This window comes from Exiguobacterium sp. RIT341, from assembly GCF_000632205.1.
Taxonomy (GTDB): domain Bacteria; phylum Bacillota; class Bacilli; order Exiguobacteriales; family Exiguobacteriaceae; genus Exiguobacterium_A.
Window position 1 is genome coordinate 1,637,157 of record NZ_JFYW01000001.1, and the last position, 14,877, is coordinate 1,652,033.

Here is a 14,877-nt window from a genome sequence, read left to right on the forward strand (position 1 = left end):
CTCACAGACAAATTCGTCCGTGAGCAACTCTTTTCTTTACGTGTAGGATTTTCTCTGGAAAACAAGAATTGACGCGCCTAATAAGACGATGATATGCGCCATTACGAACAAGACGGAGAATGTTAAAGATGTTCCCATTGCTTCACTGATACCATAGGAAACAGAATCCTTGAAATACATCGACCAGTCCAAGTGCATGAATACGATCCATTTGGCAATCGCTGGTTTAAAGCCGATCAATAGACTTCCCGCAATGCTCGTAAAGAACTGCGCTAATACGGTAAAGCCAATGATCATACCGACCGAGCGGAATAATAATGAGAAGAACAACGTCATAAATATCGTAAAAATCGGACTGACGACCTCAACGATCGTGTCGCGGAACAGGATCGGATCTCCTACCTCTGAAAACACAAATGAGCCTGCGTAGACGATCGCAGCAATGAACACGAATTGGAATAACATGATCAAGATCGAGAAGATCAGCTTCGAGAAATAAATCGTCATTCGTGAATATGGACTCATTAATAGATGTTTCATCGTATCATACCGTACTTCATTCCCGATAGCTTCTGCCGTGAAGACGATCGTGATGATCCCTAATAAGGAGGTCAACAACACAAATGTTAAGGAATAGTAATCATAGCGTGTGAACTCAAAATCATTTGTCTTCGCCACAATGATAATACCAACCGCAATGACGACATATAGCGCTAAGACGATTTTCGCTTTTTTAGTCGTCCACCATTTCATCCATTCATTTTGTATGAGCGAAAGCATGTGAATCCCCCTCTTTTTTCGTTACTTGCAGGAATTGTTCTTCGAGCGTCAAGCGTTTGACGGTCAATTCATGTAAGTCAGCAATCGGCACGACAAGTCGGGCAATCGCCGGACACTCACTTTCTGGTGCTGTGATGATGATTTGTTCATCAAGTACTTCTGATGGATAGTTCGCGATGCGAAGGGCTTCAAGTACGTCAGTCATCGCTTCCTTATTGACGCGAAGTGCCACCTTTGCACCGGTTTCGTTACGAACCGATTCGACCGACTTGATGACACCTTGATCAATGATGGCATATCGATCACTGATTTGTTCCATTTCACTCAGCATATGACTTGAGATCAAAATTGCGATATCCTGCTCACGCGCCATTTGTCGTAAATACTCACGAAGTTCTGCGATCCCGGACGGATCTAGACCATTTGTCGGTTCATCTAAAATCAAGACGCGCGGATTATGTAACAACGCGCGAGCAATTCCAAGACGTTGCTTCATTCCGAGTGAATACTCTCCAACTTTCTTCGAAAGCTTTCCTTCTAAACCAACGAGACGAGCAAGTGCGTCATAGTCGACTTGTCCGAGTCCTGGAATCAGGTTTTTTGCATGTATCAAGTTTTGTTTGCCTGTTAAATAAGGATAAAAAGCTGGATTTTCAACGATTGCTCCGATTTGCGTCAATGCCTTCGAACGCTCTTCTACGACATCATAGCCATTGACCGTGACTCGCCCAGCATCCTGCTCAAGCAGACCCGTGATGATACGAATCGTTGTCGTCTTCCCTGCCCCATTTGGTCCGAGGAAGCCGAACACTTCTCCTGGGGATACCTCAAAACTGACGTCTTTTAGAATTTGCTCTTTTCCGAGACGCTTTGAGATATTTTCAATCTTTAACATCTGCTCTTCCTCCTCATTCATATTTTGTCTATGCTATATAGTGTACGTGAATTCCCTGCGAAAGTTTCTTTTCTTACAAATATGTAATCTGATTCCAAATAAAAATCCGCTAACGCAGAAATTTGAGACTAAATAAGGAATGGAGTCTTCAGATGATTCTTTTTGAAGAAATGACACGTGAACATTTTCCGATCGTTCAATCACTGTACGCAAGCGTTCCAGAGTATGCATGCCTAGAAGAACGGGCGCTACCACTCTCTGATTCGATCTTACAGGAGGAATTCTTGAATCCCGATACTGTATCGCTGATCGGGTATATCGATGGAGAACCTGTCTTACTGATTGACTACCTCCCAAAGCATCCGCAAGACGGTACAACGTGGATTGGTTTATTTTTACTTGATGCTTCTCATCATGGCACCGGAACGGGTAGTCGGTTACTGTCCGCCTTTTTCAATCAATTCTTAAGTCGAGAGTCACAGATTCATCTCGCCGTATTACCTGATAACGTAAAAGCCCGACGGTTTTGGGAAAAACATGGATTCCGCTATGTACGAACGAGCATCTCGAACCGTAAACAGCAAGTAGACGTCTATGTATATGAGTCAAACAAAAACAAATGAGAAACGTATGAATGGAGTATCACACAATGTCCAGACCCTCACTTCGCTTTGACATCCTGTTAGCGGGATTGATTTCCCTATTATTTTTAAGCATGACGCTGTTGTTGACCTTCTTCATCAGTCAACACGCGACAAGCCGACTCCAATCGGAAGTCGGAATGAATCTGTCAACGACTGCTCATCAACTATCCGACAAGCTCGATCATTACATGTGGTCACGCTATGCAGAAGTGAAGTTGCTTGGCTCTTTATCAACGATTCAACAAACAGATCAAAAAGTAGAAACACGTCGGACACTAGAGGAGTTACAACGACAGATTCCCGACTTTTCTTGGATTGGTCGTTTAGATGCGAACGGTAAAGTCATTGCGTCAACGAACCAGATTCTTGAAGGAACATCGATCAAAGAACGACCTGTTTTTCAAGAAGCATTATCGCAACCATTCATCGGTGATGTTCATGAAGCCGTCCTACTCGCAAAATTATTGCCGAATCCAAGTGGTGAGCCACTCCAATTTGTCGATATAAGTACACCTTTATATGATAAGGGACGATTTTCCGGCGTCCTCGCGACACACCTCAGTTTCGAATGGGCTAAAGCGATTGAACAAAGTTTCCAGAGCGCTACCTCTTCTCTCCAAAAAGTCGATGTCTTCATCGTTAGTCAAGATCGAAAGACGATTTTGCTTGGACCAAACGGATGGAGTGGTAAGACATTGCCTACTAGTGTAACGCTCACTTCGAATGCTCCTGCGACCGCTTTTTGGAAAGAGAAAGAATTCGTCTCTGGTCAAAGTACGAGCCGTGGTTACAAAGACTATGATGGACTAGGTTGGACGGTTCTTGTGCGTCAACCGACATCGATTGCCTTCGCTGATGCCGACGCTTTACGCCAAACGATTTTTATCGCTGGGTTAATTGCCTCTCTCATTACAGCTCTGCTTGGGTGGATGTTAGCGAAACTGCTGACTCGACCACTCTTAAAAATTACGCATGCCGCACAACAAATGCAAGGTGATCCTTCAAAATCACTTCCGAACCATCGTGGAATCCGAGAAATCGAGACATTGACAGATGCCCTACAGCAACTGATTCGTCGATTGCTGCATACCGAAAAAGAAAAACTGACGTTTGAACGATTATCGCAACGTGACAGTCTCACGGGTCTTGCGAATCGAAACGGTCTTGCTCAATACATCGAACAATTACCTATAGGAACGCATTCCATCTACCTTTGTCTCGATTTAGACGGTTTTAAAGCAGTTAACGACACATATGGGCACGCACTTGGTGATCTCCTCCTGATCGAGGTCGGTCAACGTCTCGAACAGTTACTTCCACCTGGTGGCTTCGTCGCTCGTCTTGGTGGCGATGAGTTCATCATCGTCTTAACGCATCAGTCTGTAGTAGAAGCACAACACTTAGGTGAACAATGGATTGCCCATGTCTCGATGCCTTATCATTTAGAAGAACAGACCGTCCATATCGGAATGAGCATCGGACTCGCTGAACAGATAGCAGGTGAATCGCTCGAGCAAGTCATGCACCATGCGGATTTAGCGCTCTATCGTTCGAAGCAAGATGGTAAAGGATGTATGTCCGTTCATTGACCTTTTGGAACGGAGGATTGACAAGCGCGGTTCTCCTCCGTAAGGTGAACGAGAAGCGTATAAATTTTCAACAAGGAGCTGTCAGCATGAATCAATGGACACGTGAAGCACGATATCGTCCCCTCTCGGATGTCGATCCGACCGTATACCAAGCGATGAAGGAAGAAGTAAGAACATCTCCTTGGCGATTTTCTTACCATATCCAACCTCCAACCGGACTTTTGAATGATCCGAACGGCTTCGTCTACCACGACGGTCTTTATCATTTATTTTATCAATGGTTCCCACTCGGTCCTGTTCATGGTCTAAAGTACTGGTATCACATGACATCAAAAGACCTCGTACATTGGTTCGATGAAGGGGCCGCCTTGATTCCAAATGACGATCCTGATTCGCACGGCGCTTATTCCGGTAGTGGCTTCATCAAAGATGATCAAGTGCACATCATGTACACCGGTAACAAACGGGACGCAGAGTGGAATCGCCATACGAGTCAAATCGTTGGGCACCTTCGTTCGGATGGACGGATTGAAAAACACTTACCACCTGCTATTCCAACCGTTCCTGAAGGCTATACAGAACATTTTCGTGATCCGAAAGTCTTTCAAGATGCATCGGGCATCTGGTACTGCATACTTGGAGCACAGCGCACTGACTTGACAGGTTGTACTGTCATTTATCAGTCTCAAGATGCAGAGCACTGGACGTTTGTCGGTGAGTTACGGACGAACTACCCGACATTCGGTTATATGTGGGAATGTCCTGATTATTTCGAGCTTAATGGAAAAGGCGTCTTTCTCTTTAGTCCTCAAGGGATTGAGCCAGATGGTACGAACTATCAAAATATTTTCCAGTCCGGTTACTTCATCGGGGAACCGTTAGCTTTACCCAACTTAACATTCACACATGAACCTTTCCAAGAACTCGATTTCGGATTCGACTTCTATGCGCCACAAACAACTGAGGCGGCAGATGGTCGACGGATTCTTGTTGGTTGGATGGGTTTACCGGACATTAGTTATCCTTCTGACATTTATAACTGGGCACATGCTTTGACATTGCCACGTGAATTAACGATCGAACAGGGACAACTTCGTCAACGACCTGTCCATGAACTGACACAGCTACGAAAAGAAACCTTATTTGACGAAACGATTCTTTTCGAGCAAGATGTGACGGTTGCGGAAGCCGAGATTTTCGAACTCGTGATGACAGACTTGAAGCTGTCGTCGGATTCGTTCCGCTTCTCAATTCGTCAAGACGCTACAGAAGAAACCCTATTTAAATATGATGTCGTTTCGCGTCAATTTACGATTGACCGGAGTCGTTCGGGTGTGGACGTTCCTGCTGAATCATTTGGTACATCACGATCGACTGTCCTTTCGAAAGACTTGCAGACATTACGTTTGTTTGTGGACCGGTCCTCGTTCGAACTTTTCCTCAATGATGGAGAAGCCGTCGCAAGCGGACGTATTTTCCCAAAAGCAACGAGTCGAGGTATCGGATTCTCTGGTGAGGCGACTGCCCACCTCTCTATTTATGATTTATCTTAAATAACAAAAAGCATTTTCCTGAACATAATCAGGAAAATGCTTTTTTACTTCACTGCTTCAATCGTGATTCCTTTTCTAAATCGAAGGCGAGAATATGTTGCTCTCCGATTGGACCCATGACCGATTGTAACGTATCGACATATCCCGTCTTGAAATACAGTGATTTTGCAGCGATATTCTTTTTATTGACCGCAAGTGTAATCGATGTGACTTCCGGGAAATGATGATGAACGAACTCCGGTAACTGCATCATCGCTTCCTTCGCGTATCCTTGATGTTGATGCCGTTCATCAATCGAAAAGGCACGTAACAGGACACTTTGTTCATCCGTCCGGTGTGTTTTAGGGGGATTGAGATGGAGAATAAAAAATCCGACGACGAGCTCGTCTTTTTTAATAACAACCGGAAACTTATCGGGATGTGCAACCGCATCCGTAACGACATCCGTTGGAAAAGAAGTAAACTGAACTTGTTCTTCCGGAAGAATGAACGCCTCACATTGTTCATAATGTTCATTTGTATACATGTGTAATTTCACTACAGACATTCTCATTCCGCCTTCCCTCTTTGTACAGGACAAGAGAGTACTCTCTTACATCTATTCCCATTTTAATATTTTTGAGTCCATTTGCCTAGTCTTTTAAAGGCACTCCTCTTACATTGCTTCCAATAGTCTTTTGTCTCTTTATTCCACGGTTCGTCTTTCAGTAATCCAATCCGATCATTAAAAATGCTACACTAGGGAGAGTTCGATTTAATGGACACGAAATTAAACGCTCGAGGTGAACTGTATCATGCATGAAGATTTTTTCGAACAGATGGAGCGATTGACCGGCATTCAATTGAATCCTGTCCAACAACAGGCAATTGAACATGACCATGGTCCGTTGCTGTTACTCGCCTCACCCGGCTCTGGAAAAACAACGACCCTTAATTTTAAGATTGCCTATTTGATTTTACAAAAAAAAATTGAACCACATCGTATTCTTGGACTGACCTTCAGTAAAGCGGCAGCTCGCGAGATGGCGGATCGATTTTATCATTTATTCCATGAACTAATCGGAACAACAGCGGCTTTTTCGACAATCCACAGTTTTGCTTTTCAAGTCGTCCGGGACCATACGTCTCAACAACGCCTCTCCTATACGATCATCGAAGGACCGATGGATCAGCAACATCCGAATGCGCCACATAAACGGATGTTACTGCGCCGTATTTTCCAGGAAATTAATCGAAGTGTCATTACCGATGATCAAATGGATGAGTTGTTACGGATGATTTCCTTTGTCAAAAATCGCCTTCTTTCTTTAAAAGAAATCAAGGCAGTACCGACGACGATCAAACACTTTCCTGACATCTACGTCGCATATGAACAATTCAAGTCTCGTGATCCTCTACATCCGTTACTTGATTTCGATGATATGTTGACGTATGCTAATACGATTTTGGAACAAGACCGTCGTCTATTGCAACATTACCAACGTCGCTTCGATTATATTCTGACAGATGAGAGTCAAGATACATCACTCGTTCAGCATCAACTGGTTGAAAAGTTAGCCTTACCCCACAATCGCCTTTGTGTCGTCGCGGACGATGACCAGACGCTTTACAGTTGGCGTGGCGCAGATGCATCCAAGATTCTCCACTTCAAGGATACGTATCCGAATGCGACGATTCTTTACATGGAACAAAATTATCGCTCATCAAAGGACATCGTCTCAGTCGCCAATCAGTTCATCCAACGTAATAAAGCACGTTATCCGAAACAGATGTTCACGGAGAATGCTGCGGTTCGTCCAATTATCTTAGAGACGCTACCGACTTATGAAGATCAGACTCGTTATTTATTGAATCAGTTACGGACGGAAACGAATTACCGCGAAGTCGCCATCTTATATCGCAACAATGCTTCTTCGATCAACGTCATGAATGCGTTAGATCAAGCAAACATTCCTTTTTATATTAAGGATGTTGATCATAAATTCTTCAGTCATTGGATTTTGAAGGATATTTTAAATTTCATGACATTCGCACAAGATCCAACAGATATCGAGATTCTAGCAACCATCCATACGAAGTTCGCCGGATATATCTCAAAAGCTCAACTGGCTCAATTGCAACAGTTTGGTTCGGGTGAATCTGTATTTGATCTACTCATAAACAAAATCGAGATGAAGTTTTATCAAAAGAAACAACTTCAACAAATGAAGCGCACATTCGCTTCCATTCAGACCGTTCGACCGTCTGCTGCCCTCTCATTGATTCGTCATGAACTGGGCTACGAAAAGAATTTGCGGAAAATGAGTGAGAGTCTCGGTTTTAGTCTCGATCACCTGCTTGAGACATTAAATACGATCGATAACATCGCAAGTGATGTACCGACGTTACTCGCCTTTCGTGAGCGGATCGCGCATCTCGAACAGTTGATGCGTGATGCGAAACAAAACAAAAATCAAAATGCGGTCACCCTTTCGACCTTTCACAGTGCAAAGGGGCTTGAATTTGATCGCGTCTTTATGATTGATCTCGTTGCTGGTATTCTTCCATCGGCTGACACGATCAAGGCGTACAAGAATGGACAACTCGATGATATGGAAGAAGCAGCACGCTTGTTTTACGTCGGGATGACACGGGCACGACACGAACTGCATCTCCTGTCTTATCGTTTTAAATCGAAATCGTTCGATGTCTCACCATTCGTCGAAGACGTTCATCGTCTTGTTACACCGGATTCCGCAAAACGAAAAATAGAACGTCAACGTCCTGCCATTGCAGCGCGAGCTAAAGTTCCTCCACTTCCGATCACTGAGAACATGCGTGTATCACATACAGCATTTGGTCCCGGAACCGTCTTGCACCTGGTTGATGACGTGCTAGAAATTTCATTTGATCAAGGAATGAAAAAACAGCTTTCGTTACAAGTCTGCTCCGAAAATGCATTACTCGAAATTTTATGAGCCAAAAAAGCCTGTTTCACATAAATATGTGAGACAGGCTTTTGGTATATATCAGTTTTTAGGTGATGACTCATTTTGACGAATCAAGGCATCTCTGATTTCTGTCAATAGTTTTTCTTCTGTCGTTGGTACCGCTTCTTCTTCGACGACTTCTTCCTTCTTCCGGAACGAAGTGATTCCTTTGACGAAGATGAACAAAGCAAAGGCAATCAATAAGAATTCGATACTCGCCTGAAGGAACTGACCGTACTGTAATTTTGCATTTCCGACCATGATTGATAATCCTTTGACATCAATACCACCGATGATGATACCGATCAACGGCATGAAGACGCTGTCGACGAGTGATTTGATAATCCCGCTAAACGCAGCACCGAGAATGACTCCGACCGCTAAATCGATCACATTGCCTCGAAAAGCAAACTCCTTAAATGCCTTAAACATGAAACGTCCCCCTTACCAAGCACGAGACGCCAATTGCTGAATCGCATATCCGACGCCGTGCTCATCGTTTGTTTTCGTCACATGATGCGCAATCGCTTTTGCTTCATCATGACCATTCCCCATCGCGATCGCCTTTCCAGCAACCTTAAACATGGGAAGATCGTTCAGATTATCACCGATGACAGCGACTTGTTCGATCGGCACACCAAGGTGGTCCGCGAGGATTTTAACTGCCGTTCCTTTATCGGCACCGACTGCCATGACTTCGATGTTATCGTGTCCTGACGACGTGACATAGACACCCTCGACTTTCTGCTCGATTTCCAGCCAGATTGTTTTCATCAATTCTTGATCAAATGAGAACGAAATGAACTTGAATACTTTTCCCGCTTGATTACGAATGTATGACCGGAATCCATCAATCATCTTGACGTCTTCGTGGACATAATAGCGATCGTGGAAGAAATCAAGCACTTGTTTTGCCCGATCACTTTCTTCACTTAATTCTTTTAACGAATCGTAGGCTGCATCAATCGTCGCTCCTTGCGCTGTCACGAGTCCTTGATCACAGAACATCTCGAAGAAGACTTCGTACTGGCTAATGATGCCGTAAATTTGCTGTGCTTGTTCTGTCGTCAGAGTCGTCGCACTCAACTCTTCTCCATCGACGGTCATCACACGTGCCCCGTTTGAAGCAATGATCGGACAATGAATTCCTGCGGCATCCGTCAATTCTTTAGCATTTAAGTAATTACGTCCTGTTGCAATTGCAAACTCGACACCTTGTTCGCGTGCTGCTTCAATTGCCTGAATCGTCTCCGGTTCTATTCGTTGTTTGCCCGAAAGAACGGTACCATCCATGTCTGATACGAGTAATTTAATTGGATTTGCCATCGTCTTCACTCTCCTCTTTTTCTATTTCCATACCACTATACCATTTTTCACAATTTGACTGGTCGTAAACACGGTTTACAAAATCGGTGACAACAAACGCGAAATACTTTCCTTGAATTTGATCATTCTTGAACGCGCAACATACGACTCGACCGTCATGAGCTTTGATACATCACAATCGGCTAAGAAGAGCCGTTCTAGTTCAATTGCTACTTCCTGATCATAGACAATTGTATTCATTTCGAAATTTAAACGGAAACTTCGTGCATCGATATTCGTCGTCCCGACTGAAGCAATCTCTCCATCAACAACAATCGTCTTCGCATGTAAAAATCCAGGTTCATACGTGTAGACTTTAGCTCCGTACGACAACAACTCTCCTACAGCAGCTGTCGTCGCCCAATAAACGAATGGATGGTCCGGCTTATTCGGAATCATGATGCGCACCTCCACTCCAGACAGAAGAGCTGCCTTACATGCATCTAAATAACTCGTGTCTGGAATGAAATAAGGCGATTGAATGTAAATCGTCCGCTTTGCCTCATTGATCATCTTGATCAAAGCAAGCTTCAGATATTCTGAACAGGAATCCGGACCCGACGTGACGATTTGCATCGGTAATATACTCTGAACCCTGTGTGTCCCGTAGTAGAACAATGATTTTTCTGTATAGACGTCACTCGCTTGATTCCAGTCAAGAATAAAACGGTCGAGCTGATCGTGAACGACATCACCTTTCAAGCGAAAATGCGTATCCCGCCAGTAGCCGAACTTTTCATCGATACCTAGATATTCCGTACCGACGTTAAATCCACCAATGTAGCCGATTCGACCGTCAATGATACAGGATTTACGGTGATTGCGGTTATTTAAGCGAAAATTAACGAAACCAATCGTCGACGGGAAAAAAGCGAACACTTCTCCCCCATGTACCAGTAAATCTTTGAAATCCGTCCGTTTGAGACTACGTGATCCGACAGCATCATATAATAGACGGACTTTGATTCCACGACGGGCACATTCGGTTAATGTATCGATCAACGCTAGCCCAAGACGATCTTTCTGAATGATGTAGTATTGAATATTCACTTCATGCTCTGCCTGGCGGATACCTTGAATCATCCGATTGAATTTCTGTTCTCCATCCGAAAGAATCTGCAGTTGATTCGAGAGACTGAGTAACGAACCGTTCGACATCAGATTCATCCGAATCATATCCCGGTGCTTTTGAATCATCGGGTGCCGCCCCATCGTCACGAGTTCCTTTTTCTGTAAGGCAATCCGTCTATCGTGTTCTAGTTGTTCTTCTTCCGTAATACGATAAAAATTCGATTTTTTCAACAATCTTCCGAAAAACAGATAGACGAGAAACCCAACGAGCGGAACGAAATACAAGATGAACACCCATGCCCACGTCGCACCAATATCGCGCCGTTCGAGAAAAATAACCGTTAGGACCGCCAAGATATTCATGATGAGCAATCCGTAGACGATGATGATCGTGAACGTACTCCATACTTCCACCATACGATTCCCTCCCGTTTCAACGGTATTGTTCGATTTTGGTCCCTTGTCTCCTATTCCCGTTTCCTTCCGCGTCATTCTTTTGAAGACAAAAAAACCTTTTTAAAGCACGAATGGCTTCAAAAAGGTTTAGGTCTTTCATGATTCTTGACATGGTTCCGGTTGTTGTAACGCCATTTGTTCAAGTGTCGCTTTGACACCTGCTACACAGTCTGGCAATCCAACACCATCATAAGCAAGTCCGGCTAAATGAATGTGTGGATAGTGCGAAGCGATGGTTTCTCGCACTTCTTGAATCCGCTGTGCATGCCCTACCGTGTAGGCCGGTAAGCCGTCTAATAGACGACTGATGACGACACGTTCCGGTTGCAACGGACGACCACAGATGGCTTCAAGATCTTCTAAGACGACCCGTTCAATCATTTCGTCTGATTCACGAACGAGTGCATCTTTTCCGGGACGACCGATGAAGGCACGAAGCACGGTATGATTCGGTGCTGCATGATTCCACTTTTGATCAATCGCCGTACACGCTGTAATCGAATACGGTGCCTGACGGTTGACGATGAAACCTGTTCCATCGATCGGCAACGCTGTTTCCTTATCGAAAATCAACGTGACTGTCGCTGTCGAGTGTGTCGAGAGGTTCGCAAGCCCAGGCAGCGTCGCTTCTGGTAACAGGGACACGACTTGGCGATGCGGAATCGTCAACAAAATATCATCGGCATACTCTGGACCATGATCCGTTTCGAGACGATACCGCCCATCTTCTTCCCGTTTAATCGAGCGAAGTGGTGTCTCAAGACGAATTTCTGTCCGTTCAAGCACCTCTTCTAGCCGCTCGACGAGAGACTCGAGTCCAGTAGCGAGCGATAAAAATTGACCTGTCGCTTTGAGCGTCGGACCTTGTTGTTGGTCAAGCGGACGCATGAGACGCATTCCTTCAAACAAACTTCCTGCCTTTTGTTCATTTGCAACAAATTGCGGGTAGGTCGCAAACGTACTCATCCGATCGATATCACCAGCATAAATGCCTGAAAGAAGCGGTTCGATCAGCTTCTCGACGAGCGCATCTCCAAGACGCGGACGCAAATACTCTCCTAGTGGGATATCTGTTTCTGGAATCGTCAAATCAGGAGCCGGGTGAAGCAATCGTTCTGACACTTCTGCTTTTTCTTCTTCCGTCAACAAAGAAGTCTCTGCAAATAACTCTAAATCCGTCGGGATACCCATGACGGCACCTTTTGGAATCGGGTGGAGACCTCGCGCATCCAATATATAGGCTTGCGACGTGTTATTACGAACGAGTTGCTCCCCTAATCCAATCTCTTCGATGAGATCCGTCAGTACGTGTTTTCGTGCTACATACGAATCTGGTCCCCGCTCGATCGTCAATCCTTCGTCCCGATATGTTGCCACCTTACCACCGAGACGACCTTCTGCCTCAAGTAACGTGATGTTCATTTCCGGAAACTGTTTCTCTGCATAATAGGCGGCCGCAAGTCCTGATATACCGCCACCCACGATGACGAGACGTTTACTGGACATAACTACCCACCTGTTTCGCGACGGCTTCCGTGACAGCTTTCATGAAAGCAGGATCCGCGTTTGGCATGACAGGTCGCGCATAATGGATTCCAAGTTCGTCGCAGACAACTTTACACTCATAGTCATTATCGAATAATACTTCTAGATGGTCCGCAACGAAGCCGACTGGCACGTAAACGAACGCTTCGTATCCTTTTTCTTCGTAAACATCACGTGTCAGATCCTGAACATCAGGGCCGAGCCATGGCTCAGGTGTTTGTCCAGCTGATTGCCAACCTGTGATCATATGCGGTACACCGGCACGTTGTGCGATCAATTCGGCAGTTTCTTTCAATTGCTCTGGGTACGGATCGCCGTTTGCGATGATTTTCTCAGGCAGACTGTGCGCCGAAACGACGAGAACGGCTTTTTCTTCAGGAACTGGTAAAGCGTCGAACGTCTTACGGATTTCTTTCCCCCACCAATCGAGAAATGCTTCTTCTTTGTACCACGATTCAACGGATGCGAGACGAATACCGTGCTGATCTGCGACTTCCTTCGCACGACCATTATATGAACGAATACTGAACGTCGAATAGTGCGGTGCTAAAACGACTGTGACCGCTTCTGTGATGCCGTCTTTTGCCATTTGCTCGACAGCATCCTCAACGAATGGCTCGATGTGCTTTAGACCAAGATAAAGCTTAAACTCGATTTCACCGGCATATTTCTCAGACAATTGACGGTGCAGCTCTTCTGCCTGGTCAATCGTGACTTGTGCGAGTGGTGAGACTCCACCAATGGCTTCGTAGCGTTCCGTCAACTCTGCCAATGCTTCTGGAGACGGTTTGCGTCCGCGGCGGATATGCGTATAATACCGCTCGATATCTTCAGGTTTATACGGCGTACCATACGCCATGACAAGTAATCCTAACGTCTTCATTTTTCTACCTCCATTTTTTCTTTCGAATAATCATGGATAAATGCAGTCAAACGTTTCAATACTTCTGGATCAACTTCCGGGAAGATGCCGTGACCGAGGTTAAAGATGAACCCTGGTTGTTTCATTCCCATGTCGAGAATCTCCTTCGCTTTCGCTTCAAGGATATCCCATGGTGCTAACAGATAAGACGGATCGAGGTTCCCTTGGACGGGTTTCGTCAGCCCACGTTCACGTGCTTCATCGATCGATAAGCGCCAATCGAGTCCAACGACGTCTAACGGTAAGCTATGCCACTCTTCTGCCAAATGACTCGCCCCTACACCGAACATGATCATCGGCACGCCTGTATCTTTTAGTTCCGTGAAAATGCGTTCCATCGTCGGTTTGATGTAACGGACATAATCTTTCCGGCTTGTCGTTCCGACCCATGAATCAAAGATTTGGAACGCTTGAATCCCTGCATCTACTTGTGATTTGATGTAATCGATGACCATGTCACCTAGTTTCTCCATTAAGGCATGCCATACTTCAGGTTGTCCATACATCAATGCTTTCGTTTTATGGTATCCCTTTGAAGGTCCACCTTCAATCATATAGCTCGCAAGTGTAAATGGCGCCCCGGAAAAACCAATTAACGGCACTTCAAGTCGTTCCCGTAATAAACGAATTGTTTCATAAATGTACGGAATATCTTCACGGTTGAACGGTTGCAGTGCTTCGACATCTGCCATCGTGCGAATCGGATTCGCAATGACTGGACCGATGCCACTCTTGATTTCAACATCAACGCCCATCGACGGAAGTGGCGTCATGATATCTTTATATAGAATCGCTGCATCGACTCCTAGTTGTTTTACAGGTAGTTCTGTCACATATGCGCCTAGCTCCGAGTCATGTGTGATCTCGAAAAGCGTCCGTGTCTTCTTGATTTCACGATATTCCGCTTGATAACGACCTGCTTGTCGCATGTACCAGACGGGAACGTGATCAATCTGCTCGCCACGGATCGCCCGCAAAAACGTATCATTGAATTTCTTCATCATAACTACCCCTTTATACTCGTTCTAACGCCCCAAAAAACGTACGATAAGTTTGTGAACACAGAAACATTATATCTGAAATTAAGA

13 protein-coding genes are annotated in these 14,877 nt (G+C 44.9%); 4 read left to right on the top strand and 9 right to left on the bottom strand.

The window, feature by feature from the left end; all coding sequences use genetic code 11:
• Nucleotides 1-36: 36 nt before the first annotated feature.
• Together BW42_RS08485 and BW42_RS08490 are read right to left on the bottom strand one after the other, a co-directional pair.
• Nucleotides 37-780, bottom strand: a complete 744-nt coding sequence (locus tag BW42_RS08485; protein ID WP_035409387.1) for an ABC transporter permease — start codon at nucleotides 778-780, stop codon at nucleotides 37-39.
• Nucleotides 758-1,675, bottom strand: coding sequence for an ABC transporter ATP-binding protein (locus tag BW42_RS08490; protein WP_035409389.1), 918 nt, complete (start codon nucleotides 1,673-1,675; stop codon nucleotides 758-760). Before BW42_RS08490 ends, BW42_RS08485 begins: the two co-directional genes overlap by 23 nt.
• A gap of 152 nt (nucleotides 1,676-1,827) precedes the next feature.
• On the opposite strand from BW42_RS08490, the gene BW42_RS08495 reads away from it, so the two are divergent.
• From BW42_RS08495 to BW42_RS08505, 3 genes are all read left to right on the top strand, one after another.
• Nucleotides 1,828-2,298 carry a GNAT family N-acetyltransferase gene (locus tag BW42_RS08495; RefSeq protein ID WP_052019076.1) on the top strand — a complete coding sequence of 157 codons (471 nt, stop codon included), beginning with the start codon at nucleotides 1,828-1,830 and terminating at the stop codon, nucleotides 2,296-2,298.
• Between the two features lie 26 nt (nucleotides 2,299-2,324).
• Entirely contained in the window at nucleotides 2,325-3,908 is a 1,584-nt protein-coding gene (locus BW42_RS08500; RefSeq protein WP_035409390.1) for a diguanylate cyclase domain-containing protein, read from the top strand.
• An 86-nt stretch (nucleotides 3,909-3,994) separates the two neighbouring features.
• A complete protein-coding gene (locus BW42_RS08505) occupies nucleotides 3,995-5,461 on the top strand; it encodes a sucrose-6-phosphate hydrolase (RefSeq protein ID WP_035409786.1) in 1,467 nt (488 codons plus the stop codon).
• A 49-nt stretch (nucleotides 5,462-5,510) separates the two neighbouring features.
• Here the strand turns inward: BW42_RS08505 and BW42_RS08510 are convergent, their stop codons facing one another.
• Nucleotides 5,511-6,008 carry a GNAT family N-acetyltransferase gene (locus BW42_RS08510; protein ID WP_035409789.1) on the bottom strand — a complete coding sequence of 166 codons (498 nt, stop codon included), beginning with the start codon at nucleotides 6,006-6,008 and terminating at the stop codon, nucleotides 5,511-5,513.
• A gap of 247 nt (nucleotides 6,009-6,255) precedes the next feature.
• Between BW42_RS08510 and BW42_RS08515 the strand changes: the two genes are divergently transcribed.
• On the top strand, nucleotides 6,256-8,418 hold the full coding sequence (locus tag BW42_RS08515; protein WP_035409392.1) for an ATP-dependent helicase: 2,163 nt from the start codon (nucleotides 6,256-6,258) through the stop codon (nucleotides 8,416-8,418).
• Between the two features lie 51 nt (nucleotides 8,419-8,469).
• On the opposite strand, the gene mscL is transcribed toward BW42_RS08515, so the two are convergent.
• The 6 genes from mscL to hemE form a co-directional block, all read right to left on the bottom strand.
• Nucleotides 8,470-8,862 (bottom strand): large-conductance mechanosensitive channel protein MscL, encoded by a 393-nt coding sequence (mscL, locus tag BW42_RS08520; RefSeq protein WP_035409394.1) that lies wholly within the window; start codon nucleotides 8,860-8,862, stop codon nucleotides 8,470-8,472.
• 12 nt (nucleotides 8,863-8,874) lie between these two features.
• Nucleotides 8,875-9,756 carry a Cof-type HAD-IIB family hydrolase gene (locus BW42_RS08525; RefSeq protein ID WP_035409397.1) on the bottom strand — a complete coding sequence of 294 codons (882 nt, stop codon included), beginning with the start codon at nucleotides 9,754-9,756 and terminating at the stop codon, nucleotides 8,875-8,877.
• A gap of 75 nt (nucleotides 9,757-9,831) precedes the next feature.
• Nucleotides 9,832-11,283 carry a cardiolipin synthase gene (gene cls / locus BW42_RS08530; protein WP_035409398.1) on the bottom strand — a complete coding sequence of 484 codons (1,452 nt, stop codon included), beginning with the start codon at nucleotides 11,281-11,283 and terminating at the stop codon, nucleotides 9,832-9,834.
• Between the two features lie 135 nt (nucleotides 11,284-11,418).
• Nucleotides 11,419-12,828, bottom strand: coding sequence for a protoporphyrinogen oxidase (gene hemG, locus BW42_RS08535; RefSeq protein ID WP_035409399.1), 1,410 nt, complete (start codon nucleotides 12,826-12,828; stop codon nucleotides 11,419-11,421).
• The gene (gene hemH / locus BW42_RS08540; RefSeq protein ID WP_023467355.1) at nucleotides 12,818-13,750 is read right to left on the bottom strand and encodes a ferrochelatase; all 933 of its coding nucleotides are present in this window, start codon (nucleotides 13,748-13,750) and stop codon (nucleotides 12,818-12,820) included. Before hemH ends, hemG begins: the two co-directional genes overlap by 11 nt.
• Nucleotides 13,747-14,793 carry a uroporphyrinogen decarboxylase gene (gene hemE / locus BW42_RS08545; protein WP_035409400.1) on the bottom strand — a complete coding sequence of 349 codons (1,047 nt, stop codon included), beginning with the start codon at nucleotides 14,791-14,793 and terminating at the stop codon, nucleotides 13,747-13,749. The genes hemH and hemE overlap by 4 nt, the downstream gene beginning before the upstream one ends.
• Between the last annotated feature and the right edge of the window lie 84 nt (nucleotides 14,794-14,877).

Bases quoted from the DNA above. Each gene is read 5' to 3' on its own strand.
- hemE (WP_035409400.1), bottom strand. From the start codon at position 14,793: ATGATGAAGAAATTCAATGATACGTTTTTGCGGGCGATCCGTGGCGAG.
- BW42_RS08525 (WP_035409397.1), bottom strand. From the start codon at position 9,756: ATGGCAAATCCAATTAAATTACTCGTATCAGACATGGATGGTACCGTT.
- cls (WP_035409398.1), bottom strand. From the start codon at position 11,283: ATGGTGGAAGTATGGAGTACGTTCACGATCATCATCGTCTACGGATTG.
- hemH (WP_023467355.1), bottom strand. From the start codon at position 13,750: ATGAAGACGTTAGGATTACTTGTCATGGCGTATGGTACGCCGTATAAA.
- BW42_RS08500 (WP_035409390.1), top strand. From the start codon at position 2,325: ATGTCCAGACCCTCACTTCGCTTTGACATCCTGTTAGCGGGATTGATT.
- BW42_RS08490 (WP_035409389.1), bottom strand. From the start codon at position 1,675: ATGTTAAAGATTGAAAATATCTCAAAGCGTCTCGGAAAAGAGCAAATT.
- mscL (WP_035409394.1), bottom strand. From the start codon at position 8,862: ATGTTTAAGGCATTTAAGGAGTTTGCTTTTCGAGGCAATGTGATCGAT.
- BW42_RS08515 (WP_035409392.1), top strand. From the start codon at position 6,256: ATGCATGAAGATTTTTTCGAACAGATGGAGCGATTGACCGGCATTCAA.
- BW42_RS08485 (WP_035409387.1), bottom strand. From the start codon at position 780: ATGCTTTCGCTCATACAAAATGAATGGATGAAATGGTGGACGACTAAA.
- BW42_RS08495 (WP_052019076.1), top strand. From the start codon at position 1,828: ATGATTCTTTTTGAAGAAATGACACGTGAACATTTTCCGATCGTTCAA.
- BW42_RS08505 (WP_035409786.1), top strand. From the start codon at position 3,995: ATGAATCAATGGACACGTGAAGCACGATATCGTCCCCTCTCGGATGTC.
- BW42_RS08510 (WP_035409789.1), bottom strand. From the start codon at position 6,008: ATGTCTGTAGTGAAATTACACATGTATACAAATGAACATTATGAACAA.
- hemG (WP_035409399.1), bottom strand. From the start codon at position 12,828: ATGTCCAGTAAACGTCTCGTCATCGTGGGTGGCGGTATATCAGGACTT.